At 34.1% G+C, this 21,393-nt stretch carries 18 protein-coding genes; 4 read left to right on the top strand and 14 right to left on the bottom strand.

Annotated elements, in window-relative coordinates:
- Positions 1 to 68: 68 nt before the first annotated feature.
- The 6 genes from FF52_RS22450 to FF52_RS22425 all read right to left on the bottom strand — a co-directional run bounded on the left by FF52_RS22450 (position 69) and on the right by FF52_RS22425 (position 8,189).
- Positions 69 to 2,015, bottom strand: coding sequence for a RagB/SusD family nutrient uptake outer membrane protein (locus tag FF52_RS22450; RefSeq protein ID WP_237718570.1), 1,947 nt, complete (start codon positions 2,013 to 2,015; stop codon positions 69 to 71).
- Between the two features lie 71 nt (positions 2,016 to 2,086).
- Positions 2,087 to 5,455, bottom strand: coding sequence for a SusC/RagA family TonB-linked outer membrane protein (locus tag FF52_RS22445; RefSeq protein ID WP_008469198.1), 3,369 nt, complete (start codon positions 5,453 to 5,455; stop codon positions 2,087 to 2,089).
- A 337-nt stretch (positions 5,456 to 5,792) separates the two neighbouring features.
- Entirely contained in the window at positions 5,793 to 6,785 is a 993-nt protein-coding gene (locus FF52_RS22440; RefSeq protein ID WP_008469197.1) for a hypothetical protein, read from the bottom strand.
- A gap of 10 nt (positions 6,786 to 6,795) precedes the next feature.
- A complete protein-coding gene (locus tag FF52_RS22435; RefSeq protein ID WP_008469196.1) occupies positions 6,796 to 7,089 on the bottom strand; it encodes a hypothetical protein in 294 nt (97 codons plus the stop codon).
- Between the two features lie 35 nt (positions 7,090 to 7,124).
- Entirely contained in the window at positions 7,125 to 7,787 is a 663-nt protein-coding gene (locus FF52_RS22430; RefSeq protein ID WP_008469194.1) for a hypothetical protein, read from the bottom strand.
- A 9-nt stretch (positions 7,788 to 7,796) separates the two neighbouring features.
- Positions 7,797 to 8,189: a hypothetical protein gene (locus FF52_RS22425; RefSeq protein WP_008469193.1), complete on the bottom strand. Its 393-nt coding sequence runs from the start codon at positions 8,187 to 8,189 to the stop codon at positions 7,797 to 7,799.
- A 330-nt stretch (positions 8,190 to 8,519) separates the two neighbouring features.
- On the opposite strand from FF52_RS22425, the gene FF52_RS22420 reads away from it, so the two are divergent.
- The 4 genes from FF52_RS22420 to FF52_RS23805 all read left to right on the top strand — a co-directional run bounded on the left by FF52_RS22420 (position 8,520) and on the right by FF52_RS23805 (position 14,081).
- On the top strand, positions 8,520 to 9,266 hold the full coding sequence (locus FF52_RS22420; RefSeq protein ID WP_008469192.1) for a LytR/AlgR family response regulator transcription factor: 747 nt from the start codon (positions 8,520 to 8,522) through the stop codon (positions 9,264 to 9,266).
- Positions 9,266 to 11,188 carry a histidine kinase gene (locus tag FF52_RS22415; protein WP_008469191.1) on the top strand — a complete coding sequence of 641 codons (1,923 nt, stop codon included), beginning with the start codon at positions 9,266 to 9,268 and terminating at the stop codon, positions 11,186 to 11,188. Before FF52_RS22420 ends, FF52_RS22415 begins: the two co-directional genes overlap by 1 nt.
- A 127-nt stretch (positions 11,189 to 11,315) precedes the next feature.
- Positions 11,316 to 12,584, top strand: coding sequence for a hypothetical protein (locus tag FF52_RS22410; protein ID WP_008469190.1), 1,269 nt, complete (start codon positions 11,316 to 11,318; stop codon positions 12,582 to 12,584).
- A gap of 75 nt (positions 12,585 to 12,659) precedes the next feature.
- Positions 12,660 to 14,081 carry a hypothetical protein gene (locus tag FF52_RS23805; RefSeq protein ID WP_052017614.1) on the top strand — a complete coding sequence of 474 codons (1,422 nt, stop codon included), beginning with the start codon at positions 12,660 to 12,662 and terminating at the stop codon, positions 14,079 to 14,081.
- A gap of 25 nt (positions 14,082 to 14,106) precedes the next feature.
- Here FF52_RS23805 and FF52_RS22400 read toward each other — a convergent pair whose 3' ends face one another.
- The 8 genes from FF52_RS22400 to FF52_RS22365 all read right to left on the bottom strand — a co-directional run bounded on the left by FF52_RS22400 (position 14,107) and on the right by FF52_RS22365 (position 21,340).
- Positions 14,107 to 14,316: a hypothetical protein gene (locus FF52_RS22400; RefSeq protein ID WP_008469188.1), complete on the bottom strand. Its 210-nt coding sequence runs from the start codon at positions 14,314 to 14,316 to the stop codon at positions 14,107 to 14,109.
- Positions 14,317 to 14,346: 30 nt separating this feature from the next.
- Positions 14,347 to 14,805, bottom strand: a complete 459-nt coding sequence (locus FF52_RS22395; protein ID WP_008469187.1) for an RNA methyltransferase — start codon at positions 14,803 to 14,805, stop codon at positions 14,347 to 14,349.
- A gap of 147 nt (positions 14,806 to 14,952) precedes the next feature.
- Positions 14,953 to 17,010: a DUF4157 domain-containing protein gene (locus FF52_RS23485; protein WP_008469185.1), complete on the bottom strand. Its 2,058-nt coding sequence runs from the start codon at positions 17,008 to 17,010 to the stop codon at positions 14,953 to 14,955.
- 44 nt (positions 17,011 to 17,054) lie between these two features.
- On the bottom strand, positions 17,055 to 17,615 hold the full coding sequence (locus FF52_RS23270; protein ID WP_008469183.1) for an HNH endonuclease: 561 nt from the start codon (positions 17,613 to 17,615) through the stop codon (positions 17,055 to 17,057).
- Between the two features lie 54 nt (positions 17,616 to 17,669).
- A complete protein-coding gene (locus FF52_RS22380) occupies positions 17,670 to 18,449 on the bottom strand; it encodes a GH-E family nuclease (protein ID WP_008469182.1) in 780 nt (259 codons plus the stop codon).
- A gap of 28 nt (positions 18,450 to 18,477) precedes the next feature.
- On the bottom strand, positions 18,478 to 19,053 hold the full coding sequence (locus FF52_RS22375) for a hypothetical protein (RefSeq protein ID WP_008469181.1): 576 nt from the start codon (positions 19,051 to 19,053) through the stop codon (positions 18,478 to 18,480).
- 6 nt (positions 19,054 to 19,059) lie between these two features.
- The gene (locus tag FF52_RS22370; RefSeq protein ID WP_008469180.1) at positions 19,060 to 20,427 is read right to left on the bottom strand and encodes an ATP-binding protein; all 1,368 of its coding nucleotides are present in this window, start codon (positions 20,425 to 20,427) and stop codon (positions 19,060 to 19,062) included.
- On the bottom strand, positions 20,417 to 21,340 hold the full coding sequence (locus tag FF52_RS22365) for a hypothetical protein (protein ID WP_008469179.1): 924 nt from the start codon (positions 21,338 to 21,340) through the stop codon (positions 20,417 to 20,419). Before FF52_RS22365 ends, FF52_RS22370 begins: the two co-directional genes overlap by 11 nt.
- Between the last annotated feature and the right edge of the window lie 53 nt (positions 21,341 to 21,393).

Genomic DNA, 21,393 nt, shown 5'->3' with positions numbered 1-21,393 from the left:
ATTCATTTAAAATAAAAACGAGTTAAATGAACTTTAACTCGTTTCTATCTTCTAATCTTTTATAAAAATTAAATTTTGCTTTCGTCGGCAACGGCATCTTGCCATTTATCCCAAACTTTTACTCCTGCATCATAACCATCATAACCAAAATTTTGGCTTAACTGACCTTTAATATTCGGCTCTATAGCCAGTCTATATGGAATTGGCCAGTAATTATTACGCTTGTCCATAGAATAAAACTTTACGCCTGGTTTAAGAGAAATTCCAGCTGGATATTTGTTGTAAAGCGTGTAATGTACAATGCGCTGCCACCAGTAGCTTCCGCCAGTTGCATCTTTTCCTGATTGTTTATCCCAAGTATCTTTGCTATACGTATTTCCCCATTCATCTGCTTTTCCGCTTAGAGCCAAACAGTGCGAAATACGTTTTAATTCTACATTTCTCCATTCTTCCATATAAAGTTCTCTTCCTCTTTCTGCGCAGATATCACCAATCGTTACTGTAGTATACATTTGCGAAGCTTTTGCTCTAGCTCTTACCACATTTACGTCCTGAGCCGCTCCAGAAACATTGCCTTGATAAAAACGTGCTTCAGCGCGCAATAAATAGGTTTCGGCTAAACGATAGATATACATGTGTGCACTTGCTCCTGCAGTAGCTCCTTGAAAATCATTTGCTGCTGGATTTGCTTCGGCCACGACATCATGATAAAAGATTTTATAATGTGGGAAATCAAACCAGTCACGAATAGAATCTTGTGCTAACAATTTTCCAGATGCATCCCTCATTCTGAAATTTTGACCTGCCCATGTCGCGCTTCCGCCAGCTCCAGATGCATATTTAAGATCTTCCATATTTACCCAGTTACCGACAGTACTGTTATGCCTAAGATCGATTTTGTCCTCAACGCCATTCACAACCCACATTGGATGTTGTGAGTAATAAGAACCGCTGATTGTACCAATTCCACGTCCAATTGCTCTTTGATAATCATACTTTGCATTATAATTTGTTTTATCAGTCAACGGAAAACGAGGTGCTGCAGTTTTTCCGTCGGGAGTAATTAAATTGGCATCATTCCAGTTTGGACCAAAAATTCTCATGGATGAAAAGGCTAAAAACGATTGCGCACCTCCATTTGGAGCCACCAATATGGCCTCAGTATTAGCGCTAATCACTTTGTTTTCTGGTCTATGTAAATCCCAAATCACATTTCTTGTAATGGGCCATGCGGTAGGATTTCCTCCTGGATCAAAAATTCCTAAATTGCCTTGCACCAATGCATAGCCTGACTGGTTAATCAAAATATTAGCTTGCGCTTCAGCTTCAGCAAATTTGCCTGATGCTAAATAACATTTAATCAACAGCTGACGGCAAGCGCCTTTGCTTACCATTCCAACATATCCAATTTTAGCTTGTTCTGGAACCCATTCTACAGCTTTTTCCATATCTGCTGTAATCATTTCTATGATGGCTTCTTTTTTAGTAGAATAATAACTCTGTTTTGGAACTTCTAAAATTTTAGTAATCAACGGGATGTCTCCAAATTGATATACCAAATTAAGATAACGATAAGATCTGTGGAAATATGCTTGACCAATATATTTTCGTTTAACTTCCTCTGATAAACTTGTTACTTTATCAATATAGGTTAATACAGTATTTGCATTTTTAATTCCTGTATACGCTTCTGTCCACATGAACCCAAGATAAATATGTTCTCCACCAGCATCTCTTCTAAAATCTCCAGTAGGAACAATAGTATTAGCATAATCGGCAATATTGCTACCCGTGTCTGTTTTTCCATATTGGGCCATATCAGAGAAAAGATACTCGGTACCAATTGGCACGCTAACACCAGAATAACCAAAGTGGATATAATTATTACGCAGCTGCTTATCGCAAAGTGCTAAAGTTGCCTGTAACCCAGCTTCTGTAGAGAATGTAGTTTCAGGTTCATAGAACGAAAGCGGATCTGCTTCCAGAAAATCTTTTGAACAAGAGCTAGAAAGCACTGCCAATGCTAAAAAAAGGGCACTAGCCTTGAAATGCTATTTTTTATATATTTTTTCATTGTTGTATAATTTTAAAGTTGGAAATTAAAACCTAAATTAAACTGTCTCGTAGCCAATCCTCCTGTTTCTGGATCTCCAAAATATTTCCATTCTTTAGAAGCAGCCCATGTCGCTACGTTTTGAACTGAAGCATATATTTTTATACTCTTAATATGCACTTTATCCATAAGATCTTTAGGAAGCGTGTAGGCAAGCGAAATATTATCTAGACGAATAAAACTACGGTCATACAATCTTCCCGGTGCAACTGGAGTTCCGGCAGGCCCTTTAGCATCAAGACGTGCCCAGTCATTAGTTGGGTTATCTAATGTCCAATATGGATTCACGTATGGGTTAAAATTGAATTTATATAAACTCGCATCGTTGAAAGTATTCATATAATTTGAATTCAGCGATTTGCCCCCCATATTAGCATACATACTAATACCTAAATCCCAATTTTTATAAATCTTAAAATCATTACGCAACATCCATTGTACTGGTGGATTTGAGTTTCCTAAAAACTGTTTGTCTTTTTCATTATAAACTGCTTTTTTGTATGGTTTACCATCTGAGTCTACCGCATCGATATCATCTGCTGTATAACTGTTAGCTACTTTTGGATCTCCAGGGCGCTGTCCGTATTTTTGAGCTTCTTTCCATTCATCTTTCTGCCAGATTCCAGTTACTCTATAATCCCAGATTTGGAAGATTGGTCTTCCAATAAACCATCCATTAGCAGAATCATTTCCTTCTTTTTTCCCGATTACATTTCCATTATCATCTTTAATATCTACCATGTTTCCATATAATGAGACAATTTTGTTTTCGTTGTAAGATATTCCAAATGAAGTACGCCATTCAAAATTTGGTTTTTTCATGTTTAGTGTGTTAAGGCTCAATTCAAAACCTTGATTTTGAACTTCTCCAAGGTTGGTAGCAATTGTTGAAAATCCAGTAAAACCTGGCAAAGATTGGCTCATAATCATATCATGAGTAGATGCTTTGTAAAAATCTAATGTAGCAGTGATTCGATCACGCAAGAATCCTAAATCAAGCCCAATATTTGTTGAGGTAGTTTTTTCCCATTCCAAGTTTGGATTTGCCATACGGTCAAGTGCTAAATACTTTATTTCAAGTGCTTTTCCAGAAGCATCTAAATAGCCCATAGTTCCAGTATTGACTAAGTTTGCCAAAGAAACATACGGATCTGCAAGCGATCTATTTCCGTTTTTACCCCAAGACAAACGAAGTTTACCAGTGCTCATAGGTTCCCAGTTAAACCATTTCTCATTTTTAAAGTTCCAAGCAACACCAAAAGAAGGGAAAACTGCGTAAGGATTTGAAGCCCCAAATGCCGAATATCCATCACGACGTACCGTTGCTGTCAGCATATAACGATTATCAAACGAATAGAAAAGTCTCGCCATTAATGCATTTGCGGTTTCATGTGTATCGTTTGATCTAAGTGCACTATTCGCCATTGTTGCTGTATTAACAAGGTGAAAACCTAATGCATCTGATGGCTGAATATTATAGGCATCCATTCCGTCTGACCAAAAACGGCGTTCTTCTGCTTCCTGAACAAAAGTGGCAATAATGTGATGTTTTTGTGCAATCGTATAATCCCATGTAATGGTATTATTCAAGTTGTAATCAAATCTTGTTGAGTTATTTCTATTTACCCCTGTGGTAGCTGCAGGCCAGTTTGGATTCTGCGTTGATCTAAAATAACGATCGTGAAAAAACTGGTAACGAGGAGCAATATTGAATGCATAGGTGATACCTAAAGGCAAAGTTACTTTAGCATTGAAAATAGTATTCAATGTTGTATATCCTGTCTCTTTATCAATAAATTGACGCTCGTAGTAATAGTTATAATTTTGTCCAGAAACATTTTTTCCCATAGGCTGTCTCTCATAATTGCCATTTGCATCGATGAAGGTTCCAAACGGACTTGTTCTCATCATATTATTATCTCCAGCATTTGTACCTAAAGAAGGCGTAACATCTCCATCTGATCGATCTTGAAAATTAACGTTTACTCCAAGGTCAAGCCAATCTGTAACTTTAGCGTCAACTTTCATGTTGGAGCGAGCGGCTTTATAATCGTTCCCAACAATAGCTCCTTCTGATTTTAAATAACCAAAAGAAACATAATAATTTACTCTGTCAGCTGCACCTGAAATACTTAAATTGTTATCATGATTAATCCCTGTTCTAAAAGAACTATTGCTCCAGTCATGTGTTTTATTAGCTAAGAAATTTGCCATTAGTGATGGATCAAAATTCAATCCTAAACGTGCTCCCCAAACTTCTTTACTGCTTTTTCCATTTGTTTGAGAGGCTGGCTGATAAGCTAACCATTGCGCTTCAGTAATGCCCCATTTACTCAAATCATTTGGATTTGAAAAATACCCTGGTTTTCCATTAGCCACTGTTCCGGCAATAAATGCTTCGTATTGTCCTGTTGCTGTGTTGACACCATAGGTTTGAGCAGTTTCCCAATCTTCACGGTATTTTAAGTAGCCTTCTGGAGAATACACTTTGCGATAAGCACTTTTATTGCTAATCGTTGTGTTGGTAGAAAAACTTACCATAGGCTTACCTGTTTTTCCTTTTTTGGTTGAAATAAGAATAACCCCCGCCGCTGCTCTCGATCCGTAAACAGATGCTGCCGAAGCATCTTTTAGAATATCAAGTTGGGCAATATCGTCAGGGTTGATTTCTGATAGCTCACCATAAAACTGCATTCCGTCTAAGATAATAAGAGGTGAATTATGACCACCCGCTGTATATACAGAAGTCTGCCCTCGAATTTGTATATTCCCGCCTCCTTTTGCAGAAGGATCATAACCTACTCGCACACCAGGAGTTCCTCTTAAGATATCCTGAACGGTCTGCGGATTTTGGTTAACTAATCTATCAGGAGAAACTTGAACAACTGCTCCTGTTAAATCTTTTTTCTTCATTTTACCGTATCCTACAACTACAACTTCCTCCAACGAAGCCGTTGTCCTTTGCATTTTTACATTTACGATAGTTTTTCCTTTTACAGAAACTTCAGTATTGGTATACCCCAAAAAAGAGAATACTAATACAGCATTTTCATTTTCTACTTTTAAAGAAAATTTTCCGTCAAAATCTGTTAGGGCAGCATTTTTACTTCCTTTTTCCAAAATGGTAACACCTGGAAGTGGCATACCATTTTCATCATTGACCTGTCCAGTGATGTTTTTTTGTTGTTGAACATTTTGCGATTTCGCCGCACCTTTAGAACTAAGGGTATATCCGTGGACTTGCGATAGAGAAAACAAAATGCAGAATAGCATCAATTTTGTTTTCAAACTAAATCCAGATACCCCATTAGGACCCATTTTAATCCTGATAAAATTTGTCATTTTGGTTGGTAATTTGGTTAATTGAATAGTTAGTTTTGGAAATTGCTTATGACACCTGTCAAGTGGAGGTCTTCAGTAACTTCGTGTGCAAAATTGACTAATAATGATTTTTAGAAGGAGAAATAAAATACATTTTTGGGTGCAATAAAGTCCTGAAAATATATTTTCATGGTTTTTTTAGCCATAAAAAATATTTTCTGTAAAAAAAATATTAAAAAAATGAGAATAAGATGTTTACTGCACAAACAGAAGTTTAAAAAGTGCAGTTGGTGTTTGATTTTCTTAAAATACGTTTAGGAAACCCAATTAGTTTAAAAAGAAGCTTTTGAATAAAAAGTTAGGGTTTATAAGGATATAAATCTTTTAATGGAATGATGATGCCATTTTTAGACATTTCACATTCGGCGTAAGCGTTTTTGTATACCTTAAAAGTGAATTTTATATCGCTTGAAGAAACCCCTTCATTTAATTTTCTGAAAGCACTTAAAACTTCAATAGGAGACAATTCATATTGAATATTATATTTCTTTTTCTTTTTATCCTCCCAATAGATATAAAATATTTTTGGAATGCTGCGAATTGCAGCAGCATCTGCATTTTCTGAAAGTTCTGTTCTGTCGTCTTTAAATGAATATGCATAAAAACTTGCTAACACATCATGTTCTTCCATTTCAACTTTTGAAGACCATTTGTATTGATTTTGAAGTAAATCAGCATAATCGGTTATATTTTCAATGCTTTCAAAACGATTGTATTTTTCGCCTAAAGATTCTTCATAAACTAGCATATCCAACTTTCCTGCGATTTCTTTAGCCATAAATGTTTCTAAAAGCTGAGGTTCTGTATTTTCTTTAGGAATTATTTTCAAAAGGATTTTGCCTTTAGGCTGCACTTCTAAAATTAAAATAGGAACCACATCTTTTTCGGTAACCAAATTTTTCATTTTTTTATAAGGAACCAGAGTTTGAAGCTGATAAAATTTGCGTTCGTCTACAGAGAAATATTTTAGTTTAAGAGAATCGGGTAAAAGCTCCTCCTGCCAGATTTTGAAAAAAATAGAATTGTCACTTTTAGCGCTGGTTACTCGTTTTGATTCAGAATCGATTTCACTTTTAGAATCGTTGAAAGTATTATAAAAAGTGGCATCTATAATTTGAATGATATTTGAATTTTCTGCTGTTGGATTTTCTAAACTGCTATGAATTTCAGCATTCCAAAACATTTTGTCTTGCTCTTTATTTTTAAATCTTGTGGCAAAATAAAGGGCGATTACGGCAACCAGAATTACAGCCAAGAAAATGTTGATATAATCGAGTTTTGTATTATTCATGGTCGTTCTATTAATGTTGATATGCTTTTGCTAAAGCTCCTAAATATGATAACACTGCAAATACCATAATTGAAACAATTACTAGAAATATAGAAAAGCATTTGAATTCTTTTTTATACGGAATATTGGTGAAAAATATCGAAATTAAAACTGAAATTGCAGGAACTGTAAAGCAGAATAATGGCATAAGTGCGCCTCTATAGGCAGAAGAGTTTGATATTAAATTTATATAATCCATATAATAATACAGCACGATTTCTATGCAGAACAATAAAATAACGGTTAGGAATGGATTGTTTCTCATGTATAAATGATTTGGATTTCTAAATATAATAAATGTTATTTTTCATTCTCATTAATTTGCGAATAGATTTTGCCTTTCCAAAACAGCGGTTTATCTGGGTTTTCGGGATGTTCAAAAATAAAGTCAAATTTTGCTTTTAGAATTCCATTATGCCATAAATCCCTGTCAATTGTAATAACACCTTTTTTGCAAGCATATATTTGCTTTCCTATTGAAACCGAAATGCTATTTAACTCGATTTCAGGAATACATTTATCCTTTGTTATTTTCAGAATCAAACTGCTATGAGTTGCGATATTTTTATTGGTAAAACAATAAATCGTATCTCTACTGATTCTTTTAACGCTTATAAAATTTGCACCTGCCCATTCATAAATGTTGGTTTTAGATTTAATCGAATGAAATAGGTGAGTGGTATCTACAAGCTGATAGAATTTTGCCAAAGAATCTTTATAAATTTTTCCATTCTCATCTTTCATCCTCTCTGTTTCCGTCGGACAAAGTCCATCACAGCTTAATTGCCCAAAATCATTTTGATAAACTCCTTCTGGATATTCCCAATTTTTTGCAAATGAAAAATCGCCTGATAGGTTTTTCTGCCAATCGATTTTAATTTCTAAGTTTTTATTCTTTTCAATTGACGAACTGCCAGATAAAAAGATGAATATTAAAAAAATATATGTAAAAAACTTTATCATTGGAGATTATTATTTGGATTTTATAAATGTGAGATACTTTTCACCGCATTGCGTAAAATGCACATATTCGTTCATTGCATTTCCGTACTTCTGAATTTGTATTGTATCGGTATCATATATGCCGCCAATTTTTCCAAAGTTTAAATAAAGAGTATCATCTTCATTATGTTTTCCAACCTTACCTTTTGAAATGATTTTATTCCTATCGAAAATTAAAAATGAATATTCTCCAGCGTTCTTTTCGATTTTAATTTTAAACCTAGAGTTTTCGCAAGATGTCAAAACATGAATTCCAGCAATTTCCTGATTGGCATCGGAATATGAAACCAAAGATTGCTGTTTTTGTAAAACATGTACAAAAAGAAAAAAGCTCGAAAGAAGAATAAATTTTTTATAAATCATGATTCTTAAATAAAATAGTAAACGGATAGTACAAAAATGAAAATAAAAGATTTACTGATTTTAGCTAATATAAATTCGTTGAAATTCTGAGGAGATTTGCAATGTTCTTTTTTAAATGTGCACTCAAATTACTTTTTGTGTGTGCTTGGACTAAAGGAAAAATCACTTACAGAGAAATAAAAAAATATATCGAAAGTATAGCATTTAAAACATTGAAATAAAAAATTATATATTCGTACTGCAAATTTTGATCTTTGTAAAGAGACAGTTTCCTACCGCTTTTTTTATCTGGTTTAAAATTTCAATTTGTAAAACTGTTATTTCCTAAATATGAACAAAATACGAACCTTAATAATAGAAGACGAACCAGCAATTAGAAAAGAGTTGCAATGGTTAGTCTCGCAAGAAGATTCTCTAAAACTTGAAGCGATGGCAGGTTCAGTAAACGAATCAGTACAAATCTTAAAAAATACAGAAATCGATTTGATTTTGATGGATATTCAGCTTACAGATGGTACGGCTTTCGATATTTTGAATCAAATAGAAGTGAATTCTTTTCATATTATTTTTATTACCGCTTACAATCATTTTGCAATAAAAGCCATTAAGTATGGTGCGTTGGACTATCTTTTAAAGCCTATAGATAATGATGAATTTGTAGCAGCGATACAAAAAATCAAAAAGGTAAAACAGACCGATTATTTGAATCAGATTAATCTTGTGAAGGAATATAGTTCAAGAACGATCGATATGAGTTCCAGAATTTGCATCACATCTTTAGACTGTATGCAAATTGTTCGTCTCAATGACATTGTACATTTGTCTGGCGAAGGATCTTATACTCAAATTCATTTGGAAAACAAGAAAGTAGTAACGGCTTCTAAACCCTTAAAGTATTACGAAGATATTCTTCCTGAGGACTTTTTCATAAAAACCCATCAGTCTTATATTGTCAACAAAGATTTTATAGATAAGTATATGAAAACAGGCATCCTTGTCATGAAAAATAACTCCGAAATTCCTGTAGCGACTCGCAGAAAAGAGTTTGTGATAAATCATTTAAATCCTTTGAGATAATGAAAAAAACATTACTTTTTTTGCTGCTGACTGTTATTTCTTGTCAGCATAAATCTGAAAAAGTGTCGATTCATCCAGAAAAAATGCTGGAATCATTGCAGGTAATCAGCGATAGTTTAGATCAAAATCCAGAAGCAGATAAACTGGCTTTCTGGTCAGGCAAACTCAAAGAAAAAGATTTCTCAAAAACAGGTTCGGCTTTAGCATTCATACATTACAATCTGGCAAAAAACCTAGTAAAAAAAGACATTGACAGTGTCAAACAGCATATCAATTTTGCTTTAGGTTTGGTAGAAAAAGAAAAAGAATTCAATGCGCTAAAATTTACGATTTATAATGGAGCGGGTTTAATTTCAGAACTTGAAGGAAAGTTTTATCAGTCGGTTTATTATTTCAATAAATCTGCGGCAATCATTATGAATGACGATTCGCTAAAGTGCAAACCAATGGCAAAAGTTATCTGTTTGCTAAATGCAGCTCAGGATAATAATAAAATCAGCCAATATCAAAAATCAATCGAACAGAATCAGCTGGCCTTAAAAATTTTAAAAGGATTGCCTGAGGATAATTACAAATATAATTTTAGGGCTTATTCGCAATTGTTTACCGCCTGTGAAGAAAGCAATATTTATAAGCCAGATTCGCTTCTTTTTTACATTAAAAAACTCAAACAGATTTCATCAAAAACAAATGAGCCGATGCAGGTTAGATTTACTAATGAGCATATGGCACATTATTATTTGCTAAACAATCAGTACGATAAGGCGATACATCATTACAATTTGGTTAGAGGATATGATGAAGAAGGTTTATTGGCAAGTCCTGAGAGTCCTGTCATGATTAAAAATCTGTATACGACTATTGCCAACCTAATCGATCTGTATGTTCATACCAAACGTTTTCCTGAGGCAGAAAACTTAATTAAACAAGCTGATAAGATTGAAAGCCAGCATTTGCAGCTGTTGTCTTATTATGAAAAATGTCTGAACAAAAAAGCCAAAATGCATTATTATTTTGCGAAAGGAAATAAAGAAAAAGCTCTAGAAGAAGCAGATGAGATATTGGCGCTTAAAGATAACATTCTCAGGAATTCGGGTATTCAGGCTACAGAAGAAATGGCTACGATTTATGAACTTCAGGCCAAAGACAGGTCTATTCATGGATTAAATAAGGCTATTGATAATACAGAGAATCGTCTTGAACGAAATCAATTACTGTTGCTTATTGTGGGGTTATTATCATTATTGGCCATTTCGTGGATATTTTTGCTTTATTTTTTCCAAAGGCAGAAAAGGCAAAAGCAGGAAAAAGAGAAAATTTTATTGCAGCAGCAATTGCTGAGAACGCAAATGGAACCGCATTTTATTTTTAATACTTTGTCTGCACTGCAAAGTTTTATCAGATTTGACGAAAAAGAAAAATCTATAAAATATTTAAGTCAGTTTAGCCGATTGTTGAGAAGCAGTTTAGAATTAAGCCGTAAAAATTATGTGCCTCTCGACCAAGAAATCGAAGCAATAGAAAACTATCTGAGTTTGCAGCAGATGCGCTTTGAATATACGTTTACCTACAACATAATCGTACCCGATACGGATACTTCTGCTTTATTGATACCTCCAATGCTGATTCAGCCCTTTGTCGAAAACGCTATTATTCATGGAATAGGAAATCTTTCTGATAAAGGATTGATAACACTGGAAATCGCCGTGGAAGAAAATCAGATCGTGGTGAAAATTACAGATAACGGAAAAGGTTATCAGGATAAATCGAATGTTGATTCCGATCATCAGTCTTTATCGGGGACTATAGCCCGAGAACGTTTGGAGATTTTGGCTAGAGAAAACAAAATCAAAACCAATATAGAAATTACTTCCAATGACAACGGAACTATAGTTTTACTGACACTTCCTCTTAAAAACTAAAGACGCCCGTACGGATTTATTAAAAATCTTTACGAATATTCAATTACAGCATACGGATTTATATCAGTTCAAATCCGTATGCTTATATTTTTCAAATTTGTCTTAAAAAAGATAAAACAATAAGAATTTGAAAGCTAAAAGCAATTTAATCGGCGCGGTGCTCTGTTTACTTTTATTGACCGCATGTTCTAAAAAAATACTAACTGATAATCCCGAACCCGAGGCAATGCTTTATGAAATTAACCATAAAGACGATGTGAGTTTGGTATTCTTCGACCACAATCAGGGAAGTGGTTTAGAAAAGCATTTAAATATCTACCAAAGATTTGCTGAAGCTTTTGACACCATCCAGGATGTGCATGTGTTTCATGTCAAGGAAGATTGCGTAATCGAGTTTAGGAATTATGGCTACTATTATTTCAATAACCAAGATTACAAGCTAAAATCGGGAATGATATTGTCCAATGGTGTCGATAAGCCGATTCTTGTAACCAATCCGGATAAGTATATTGAAACCTACGAATCGTATTTTAAAGTTCCCTTTAATGACAAAGTGTATTATAGCAAATTGCGAAAAGCAGAAATCGCGGAAAGGCAGAAAGAATCAGAAAAAGAATTAAAATCAAAATTTAAAGTGGATCAAAACTATGCTCATAATTTGATACAAAATTCAAATGTTTCTTATTATCCCAAACCAAATGCTTTTTTTAAATGTTCTAAGGGAAAGGTAACTGCAAAAGCGTATAAAGACAGTTCCAAAACTGCAAAAAGTTTTATGCAGTTAGAAACGCTGTATGATAAAAACGGACAAATTAAACAATACTCGACCATTATTAATGGCGTTTTGTATTCCGACGATCTGTATTATAGAAATTCATATCATTTGATTGACAGTATAGTGCGAAGAAATGAAAAGGGAGAAAAATCTAAGGATGTTTTTAAATATGGCAAAAAACAGTTCAGCATCATTTCAGTTGATGAAAAAAATGTGATGATTGCCAAAGTGTTTCATTTGAATGACAAATTTCAGTGTGCAAAGAGTGAAACAGTAAATGGGAGCGGAGATGTGGTTGCGATCAGTTTCTTTGAATATGACGATTTGGGAAGAATTGTAAAAGAGGTTAATGCAACGCAGAAACTGGTTTATGAATATAAAAATCAGCAGGAAGATTTTTATTCTAAAATGAAAATTTACAGTATAAAGGACAATGCATTACTTTCTGAGAATATACGATATTCCGAGGGTAACAAGGATATTTTTATATCGAAAGAAAAAGATAAGATTTTATCGAAAACAGTTTCGTTAAATGATTCTAATGGCTGTGCTAGAATGATTTACAATTACAACTCTAATAATGAATTAAGTGAAGTGTATGAATATTCATATGAGAATTAATTCTTTAATTTGAATAGTAAATTATATTCAAGTAAATATTTCAAAAAAAATATGCGTGTTATATTAATCTTTTTTATGTTTTTATCATCTGCGGTTAGATGTATTTCGCAGGAATCTCAGATTTATTCTCCATCTAAAAAAGAAAAACTTTCTACAGAAGCATACGAAGTTTTTAGAGCCAATAAGTTTTTGAATTTTAAAGATAAATACAGTCTAATCGAAAATATTGAAGGTTCTGTTTATAAGAAAACCAATTTGAATACATTTTTCCAGTATAAGAAAGATTGGGAAAAAATTCAGAAAGAGGATACAGCTTCTTATGCTAAAAAAGACAATGCAAAATATGCGTATAAAAACAATACGATGATTGAAACCTATTTGGAATTTGGAAGTTACAATGTTCGAAAAGAAATAAAAACGGTTTATAATCCGAAAAGTTTTGTCCTACTATTTGAGAAAAAATATTTTGTGGGAGAAAACTACAATCGTACTGAAAGCATTGTTAATGAATACGATAATCAAAACAGGGTAATTAAAATTATAAAACGAACTGAGTACAGCAAAAAAGAAAATAATGAAGAATCGATAATTACGGCTAAATACGAAAATAATACCGTGATTATTTCAAGTAAAAATGGAACTGTTGTCTGTGAATTAATCAGTAATAAAAATCTTTTGGAGCAAGAATCTTTATTAGCGTTGCCATTTGATTATTATAAATATATGGAAGAATGTTATTTGGAAGAAAATGCAAAATGCAATGAAAAGTATCCGCGAGTAAAAGAAAACGAATTAAAATCAATAACGAATATCATTCATTCAAAAATCAATAAAAACAATCCTAATGTTGTTTATAAAATAGATAATGGAGGATTGCCATTTCAGACTTATCTTGTAAATATTCGAGATGAAAAAGAGGATTATTTCTTAGATCATTTGATTCTAAATGTAAAAGGTAAAGAACTGATTTCGAAACAGCTTATTGCGATTGAAGCAGACGGTGAAGTTCCAGAAGATGCCAATTACACTGCCAAATCGTTTGTAATCAATAAAGATTTAACCATAAGTATTTTTGAAATGCGGTTTTCCAAAATTTATAAAAAGCTGAATGAGGGTTATAAAATTACCCCTGAAGGGAAAATCATAAGTTCTAAAACCAGATCTGAAAATAGGAGAGAAGCTAATTCTTGGTCAGGGAAATACACTTTTAAGAGAACAAATAAAGATGAACTGGTAACCAGTTTTTCAATAGACATAAAAAGTCTAGACGATATTGCCATTGTTTATATTGGTGATGGAGAAAAACCAGAATTGTATAAAAATCTTAAGGCAGAAAATATAGCTGAGGATAAAATTAAAATAGTATTCAATAAAAAGTATAATGAACTTGGAATTATATACATTCAAAAAAATGATAAGCAGTATATAATCTCAGGAGAGTCAATAGCAAACATTAATCCAGGGAATGATGAGTATCCGCTTAAGAAAGTGGATTAAGAAGTTTGCCCTTATAATATTGATTTCATGATGTATAATTAAAGATTCCTTTCAGCAGAAATATAAAACCGGTAACAATAAGAACTAGTGCAGCAAACCAGCCTTGCAAATCTTTTGAATTTGAAAACAAATCAACATTCTTTCTAAAAAAGCCATTGTTTATTTTGCACAGCCATTTTGAATAAATCAAACCGACTATAAGTACGGCTAATGGCAAAAGAATGTTTTCTATCATGTTTTATTTCTATCTATTGGTAGGCTTGTTTTAAGAACGCGGTTTAGACAAATTTCTATCGTACATAACAATAGTTCCCGCCACGGCAACGTTCAAACTTTTTTCCGATTTAAACTTTACTAAATGATGGCACTTTTCCATTACTTTTTTTGATAAGCCATGATCTTCTGCGCCCAATATATAAACACACCGTCTAGGATGTTCGAATGTTTCCAGATCAGCAGCCTTTTCAGATAATTCAACGCCAACTAATCTTGCTCCTTTAGGTAAGTTTTCAAAAAAAGCTTCAAACGTATCGTAATGAAAATAAGGAATTGCTTTTACTGCGTCGTGTGTATCGCAGGCTTGTTTGGCATATCGATTTCCAATGGTAAATATAAAAGTAGCACCTAAGTTTTGAGCCGAGCGCCACAAAACACCTAAGTTTTCTGGTGTTTTACCATTTTGTATTCCTATGCCGAAGTATTCATTTGTAAAATTATCATTCATACGGGCAAAAGTACAAACTGTAGGTACATAAATCAATACTTTATGAAATGAAAGGATATTCTTTATTGAAACAAAGCCTTCGAAAAATTTAATAATTGATATTAAAAGAATTAGACTTTATTGAGGCGTTACAATTAGTTAAAATAACTATCTTAAAAAAGCATCAGTTGTTGCATTTGTCCTTAATTCGGCTAAGTGTAAAGTTTTATTGCCAGAAACAGGTATATTAGCATATGTATCTTTACGAACACCATCGCCAGTACCAAATTTTTCGGCAAGGAAATCTGTTTTTGCATTAACGGTTGGTGTTTCGTCATGGTTTTCTAGGCGTTCTGCAATTTTGGTTAGACAAGTAATAGCCTCTCTTTCAGCCGCTTTTTTAAGACTTGTAGTGCCGCCTTTAACAGCAGTATCTAGCTTAGTATGCGCTTCTCTCATAGCTGTAATGCCTGTGTTTTCCCCTTTAACTTCTTTTGGAGGCGTATATTGAGGTATGCTTGTCAAGATGTCTCGCGCTACTTTATCTTTTTCAGATAATATAATGCTTCTTAAATCATTTTGGGCTTGATGATTTCCTTTCACTGCCGCCAAAGTTATATTAGGTACATTATCTTTAACCCAGATACCATGTAAATCTTTGACATGAGAATGTAAATCACCGGTAAACCAAGGTTTTCTGGTCTTTGCAACTAAACTCAATGTTGGAATAGCTATAGCATTAGAAATACCTTTGGCTAATAACAATAATGCAGTATCTATTTCAGTTTTCGGAGATTCTAATCCTTTATATACCTCACTATCATGAAAACGCTTAAGGATTTTATTATAAACAGCTTCTTGATTATTGTCTGCTCCTGGAGAATCTTTTTGGAACTGTTCGGTTATCTCATGTGGAGTAAGTGCTATGTTTAATTGATAGCCGATTTGGTTTGTTTTTCCTGCCCATTTATTTCTTGCTGTTGCAACTCTAATTAAGCCTGCAGATGCAGTCCAATTCCATCCAGTACCTATATGATCATTGAATGGTAAAGCATTTACATGAGTATTTGCTGTGGCATGTGTGCCTCTAAATGCAACTAAAGCGTTAATAAACAAAGTATGAACTTGTGATATGAATGCTTTGTTTATTATTCCATTTGCTCCTCCTGCTAAGAGAGGAGGCGCAACTAGTTCTAACTCTTTTTGAGCATCTGTTTCTAATATAAAGGAAGTATTAAACAAAGGGCTAAAAGGGGCAGATTTTCCTACTTCTGTATGCGAAGGAACATCAACGGTATTTGGAGGTGCTAATTCCCATGTTGCAAATTCATATTCAAAACCGAAACTGCGGTGTACAGAAAGTATAGCTGACATAGGTACTGCATTTTCAGATAAAAAATTCTGCCATTCTTTTTGTGCATCGAGTAAAGCGGTTAATCCGCCACCCGTGTTCTGAGATTCTCTATATAAACGTCTTGCTTTGATTTTAGTAGCCTCGTCTGTTATATTAGCGGATGCTAAAAGTGGATCTATAATAGGATCTATATTTTGCCTTATATGTTTCCAACCGTTTCTTATCGAGTTAATTAATACTGCGTTTCCTTGCAGATCCGTATTTGCTTTTCCTCGTTGTTCAGATGTCAGGTCATCACTTTCTACTATTTGCCCCGTTGCGTGAGTATCTGGATAATAGGTTCCGTTGTCTAATTTAATACTTACGAGCTGACGCACTGTTTGTAAATTTAAAGAATTGGTATAATGAGCATTCTTTTGCGATCCATTATCTACAAATTGTAATGCTTTCGCCCCCATGACATCAGCCTCCTTTTCCAAACCTTTGTCATCATTTACATTCACTTTACCTTTCATCTGTAAAGTAGGCTTTACTCGCCCTTGTTTTTGCTGTACCACATGCCAGGCTTCATGAGGCAAATGTTTTTCTTGTCCGGAAGCTAGATGAATATTTGTTCCCTGCGCATAGGCATGAGCATTAAGTTGGACAGGTTTGTCTGAGTTGTAATGTACTTTAACATCATCCATAGAATGACCGGAGAGGTTTTCTATGCCTGATTTTAAATTGTCTGGCAAACCAGTATTATTGACTTTTTTTTGTAAAACAGAAACGGGACGATTGTCTTGAAGTTCTCTTGCCTTATTTTGAATAACTTTTTCGTCAGCACTATTTGCGGCAGATTGCGTTTTCGTTTTATCAGTTGAATATTCCATAAAAACCAATTTTAATTGCTATTAGTTATTGCTAGATTTAGGTTTTATCTTCTTTTCTTACTTGGTCTGCGCATATAATTTTTTGCAATTTTTTTTCTATGCAGTGCATGATATTTCTTGAAACCTGTTACTCCTACATTTGCTCTGTTTCCTCTGGATGTATTGCATGTTCCGCAAAAAATTCTGCCGTTTCTCATGTTATTTTTACCGCCTTTTGATGCAGGTTGTATGTGATCAACGTGAAATTGTCCATCGCCCATTCTCCTTCCTTTAAAGGTAGCATAGTGTATTTTTTTGTGTTGGAATCCACAATTAGTGCAGGTATGAAAACCTCCGTTACTCTTTTTATTTGCCGCTAATTTTTTTTCGCGTTGCTCTTTGGTGAAATTTATCCGTCCCAATTGCACAACATTAGAGTTAAAATTGGCAATCGCCTGATTAGATTTTAACTGTCTAACGGAAATATTGGTATTGGTTAAAGTTGAAGACGAAACACGATTGTCGGCCAAGTGAAAAGTGTTGCCAATAGTATTTCTATTAGGAGTAAGACTGTTTGCTGCACCTTGATGATCATTTTCTTTTGGAACTTCACTATAGCGATTCATAATGCTTTCTTTTTGTTAAAATTGCGATGAGAAATATAGTCGAATATATAGTTTCTAAGCTATTATGCCAGAACCGCCTGATCCTGAATCAGGATCATAACGAAAATCTTTATAAAAACCTTTATTTTCAGGTTCATCATCTGGTGTGTGGTATCCGTCTTCTTCATCTTCACTTTCGTAACTCACTTTTTTCTTTTTCTCATATTTATGGCTTTCATTGCATTTTTTGCACAAGGCTCTTAGACGATCAGGATCATTATGATCTTCTCTTATTTCTGAATCAGTTGCACCTTTTGATTTCAAGTCGCGCTCACGTGGCGCCCATGGCGGATAATGGTCTAATGTTAAAGCCCGTAGTTCGTGAGGATTGCCGCTTTGGCTTGTGTAGGCAAATCGGGTTAGTTCTAGTTTTTTGCTTCCTTTCTTTTTATAAGCAAGCGGTCTTCTGCAGCCAGGACAAGTATAAATTGCATCAAAATTGCTATTTACATTAGTACGTTCATGGGCTGTATGTTCGATAACGTGATCCCTTGTATCATTAGGAATATGATATCTTTTTTGTTTTTTGGCTTGTGGCGGAACATAATCACCGCTGCCATCGTCGTCACTTTCTGAGTCTTGCCTTTTTCTTTTCTTCTGATTCTTTTTTCCATCACCGCCTTTTAACTGTGTAACCGTGTTAGTGTTATCTGTTAATGTGTTCTCTTGCAGTTTTTTCTGTACGATAGAATATTCCCGATTGTCTTTTAATTGAGCAGTGTTATTACTGTGAGTAGCATTCGCAGCAGCAATAGAGGATATATTTTCGGATATTTTTTTGTGTTGTTGCGTCATTTTCTTCTTTTTTGAATTGGATAACTGCTTATTCTTCCGAGTTTATTTGATCTTTAAACGATGTGACTTTTACAGGACCAATACCACCTAAATAATGGATTGCTGAACAAAAAGGATGATTGTGAATCATAGTTTTTAAGCTCTCAAGGTTTTGATCAAAATAGGGGAGTTTTACTTTTCTTCCTGTAATGAGCTTTATGAGATGATCATTTTCTAAAGGATAAATTTTAAAAAGAGGTTTTCGTGCAGCATAAAAAAGACTTTCGTCATCAGCAATAAAAGAAATTTCTCCACGGTTTTCTTTTAGTTTTTGAGGATTGGTTTTTAATAAATGAATAATCTTAGCCTCAATTTTACTCACCATTTCGTCTACACTTTTTTCGGTAGTTTGTACAACCAAATAAAGATGTTGGGTCGTGATAAGATATCCGTTTATGAAAAAAAAGATTTTGTCGTCGAAATCATTTAAAGCCATTGCAATGATGGTGTTGACATAATTGGAATCGAAATATTTTTTCCAGTTTCCAATTTTAAGCGTCACTTTATGACGATGCAATTGTGGCGCAGCAACTGCAACTTTTTTTATGTTTTCATCTTTTTTCATAATGCGTCAATTCATTTGAGTAACCATAAGGGTTTTGTTCTCCTTTTTAAATTCACGTCTAATGCCTTCCAATAAATCTTGCTGACTCACTATAGTTTCATTCTTCTGAATGGCAGCCAAAGCGCAAAATCTCAAAATATTGATAATTGCGCCGCCAGCCAATTCATAGTTTTCGGCAATATTTTCGATATCAATAGCAGGATCAAGTTGACATTTTCCTGAAAAGGCTTTTTCCCACAATAGCATTCTTTCTTCGGCGGTTGGCATTGTAAAATGAATCATCGATTGAAACCTTCTCGAGAAAGCTTCGTCCATATTTTCTTTTAAGTTGGATGCCAGAATAACAACTCCAGGGAAATCTTCAATTCGTTGCAGTAAGTATCCCGTTTGCTGATTGGCGTGCCGATCGTTTGAAGAGGAAGCATTGGTTCTTTTTCCGAAAAGCGCATCGGCTTCATCAAAAAATAAAATCCAATCTTTGTGCTGTGCAACATCAAATATCTTGGACAGATTTTTTTCGGTTTCACCGATATATTTCGAAACAATCATAGAAAGATCGACTCTGTACACTTCTCTGTTTGTACTTTTTCCGAGTAAAGTTGCCGTAAGCGTTTTTCCAGTTCCAGGAGGTCCGTAAAAAAGGGTTCGATAGCCAGGTTTTATTTTGTTTTCAAGACCCCATTCTTTCATAAGAGTTTCGCCATGATTAAGCCAAGCATTAATTTCCATGACCTGATTCATAACATGTTCTTCGAGAACCAAATCGTCCCAGTTTAAATTGGTCGAAATTTGTTGAGCTGGAAACGAAACACTATGTTCCAATTTAGGTAAAGTGCCCGTTATGAAAAAGTTTAGCCAGCGTTCATTAATCGAAAGAACCTGATTCAGAATAGGAACATTAGATTCTGAAGTTTCCAAAACCAAAACCTGTTCTTTGGCAAGAATATTCGATGTGTTTAAAATGTTGAGCAATTCAATTCGTAATTCTGGATTAACAGCTGTAATCAAAAAAGAAAGCGTTTGGCCTGTTGGCAGAAAACCGCTATGGTTTTTATTGACAACACCGCCAAATTCAGTAAAACCACGATCATACATCGCATTTTTGCTAAAGAAAATATCTAGAACTTCAGGTTTAATCTGTGGGGCTAGAATCAAAGCAAGAGTAAGTCTTTCGTAGAGATTCAGATTCCATTCCGCTAATTTTTTATAATAGACACTTTCTTCAGTATCTGCATCGGCTTCAGGCAATGGAATATCTTGCCATCGGTTTTCGTGGCCTTCTTGAAGCAGATAACTGCAAATAACCTGATCGATTACCTTTTGCAGCCAATCCATTTCATTATACAAAACCAAAATATTGGAATTAGTTTCCATACGCTCCGAATAGTTTTTCTACATCGTCCAAATTAGCATCAGCCCATTTAAAGTATAACAAAGCCGTATTAGGATTTAATTCATTGCATTGCAGCATATCCAAATAAAAACCTTGTGCATTTTGCATAATCATCTGAGTATTGTAATCAACATCATTATGAAAATTAGAATCAAAAAAAGAATCTGTCCAAGCGCTCACATTGTTTTCTCTGGCAATAAAATCACTAATGAAATACGATAGTTTTTCATCTTGAACGACTAATTTTTTAGCCTTAAAATAAGCGGGTTTTCTTTTGGTTTCTCTATGATAATATTCAATATCTTTTGACTGGATTGTTTTGGTTTTAGAATGTCCAAAAATATCTGTCAGACCAAAGTTTTCTGCTTCACAAGCCAGTTCCAATTCTGCATTAGCTTCGCCAGCTGTAGCGAGAGTAGTGTTTTTAGCTGTTGCACTTTCTGTTACTACGTACAATTCTCTAAAAGAATATAAGGTCTGCGTCAGTTTTATAATTAACTGCTGCTGGATTTCGTTCCAATTGTTAATTTTTACAGATTCTGGTTCTTCGGCTTTAAAAATGAAACTTCCTTTATGGGCGAAAGCCAGTATTTGTTTGCTAAATTCAAAATCGCCTTCAATAGAACCATGTGCAAGCGATCTTCCAGAATAAGGTTTTGAAATGCCATCGCTAAAAGTCCAATTGGCGTCATTTAAAGTAATTGTGCTGCTAATATCTGCATCTTGATGCGATATAATGCCATTGCGATAAATGTTTCCCAGAAGAATGATTTCGCCATTTTTGATTTGGAAATAATCACCAGGAAAAAGACTTTTATTCAACGGTTTTGTAGGCAGAAATCCTCCTGTTTTTAGATAAAACTGTCTGTAAAAATTCTTGTTAGTATGATTCATAACCTTAAAAAATTAGAATTAAAGTCCACTGAATGCAGGAATGAAACAGTGGA

The sequence above is a fragment of the Flavobacterium sp. F52 genome (genome assembly GCF_000278705.1).
Lineage (GTDB): Bacteria > Bacteroidota > Bacteroidia > Flavobacteriales > Flavobacteriaceae > Flavobacterium > Flavobacterium anhuiense.
Note: the sequence above shows the minus strand (reverse complement) of the source record. Positions and strands in the feature narration are given on the sequence as shown.

Coding starts and splice junctions, on each gene's coding strand:
- FF52_RS22445 (WP_008469198.1), bottom strand. CDS start 5,455: ATGACAAATTTTATCAGGATTAAAATGGGTCCTAATGGGGTATCTGGA.
- FF52_RS22440 (WP_008469197.1), bottom strand. CDS start 6,785: ATGAATAATACAAAACTCGATTATATCAACATTTTCTTGGCTGTAATT.
- FF52_RS22435 (WP_008469196.1), bottom strand. CDS start 7,089: ATGAGAAACAATCCATTCCTAACCGTTATTTTATTGTTCTGCATAGAA.
- FF52_RS22430 (WP_008469194.1), bottom strand. CDS start 7,787: ATGATAAAGTTTTTTACATATATTTTTTTAATATTCATCTTTTTATCT.
- FF52_RS22425 (WP_008469193.1), bottom strand. CDS start 8,189: ATGATTTATAAAAAATTTATTCTTCTTTCGAGCTTTTTTCTTTTTGTA.
- FF52_RS22420 (WP_008469192.1), top strand. CDS start 8,520: ATGAACAAAATACGAACCTTAATAATAGAAGACGAACCAGCAATTAGA.
- FF52_RS22415 (WP_008469191.1), top strand. CDS start 9,266: ATGAAAAAAACATTACTTTTTTTGCTGCTGACTGTTATTTCTTGTCAG.
- FF52_RS23805 (WP_052017614.1), top strand. CDS start 12,660: ATGTTTTTATCATCTGCGGTTAGATGTATTTCGCAGGAATCTCAGATT.
- FF52_RS22400 (WP_008469188.1), bottom strand. CDS start 14,316: ATGATAGAAAACATTCTTTTGCCATTAGCCGTACTTATAGTCGGTTTG.
- FF52_RS22395 (WP_008469187.1), bottom strand. CDS start 14,805: ATGAATGATAATTTTACAAATGAATACTTCGGCATAGGAATACAAAAT.
- FF52_RS23485 (WP_008469185.1), bottom strand. CDS start 17,010: ATGGAATATTCAACTGATAAAACGAAAACGCAATCTGCCGCAAATAGT.
- FF52_RS23270 (WP_008469183.1), bottom strand. CDS start 17,615: ATGAATCGCTATAGTGAAGTTCCAAAAGAAAATGATCATCAAGGTGCA.
- FF52_RS22380 (WP_008469182.1), bottom strand. CDS start 18,449: ATGACGCAACAACACAAAAAAATATCCGAAAATATATCCTCTATTGCT.
- FF52_RS22375 (WP_008469181.1), bottom strand. CDS start 19,053: ATGAAAAAAGATGAAAACATAAAAAAAGTTGCAGTTGCTGCGCCACAA.
- FF52_RS22370 (WP_008469180.1), bottom strand. CDS start 20,427: ATGGAAACTAATTCCAATATTTTGGTTTTGTATAATGAAATGGATTGG.
- FF52_RS22365 (WP_008469179.1), bottom strand. CDS start 21,340: ATGAATCATACTAACAAGAATTTTTACAGACAGTTTTATCTAAAAACA.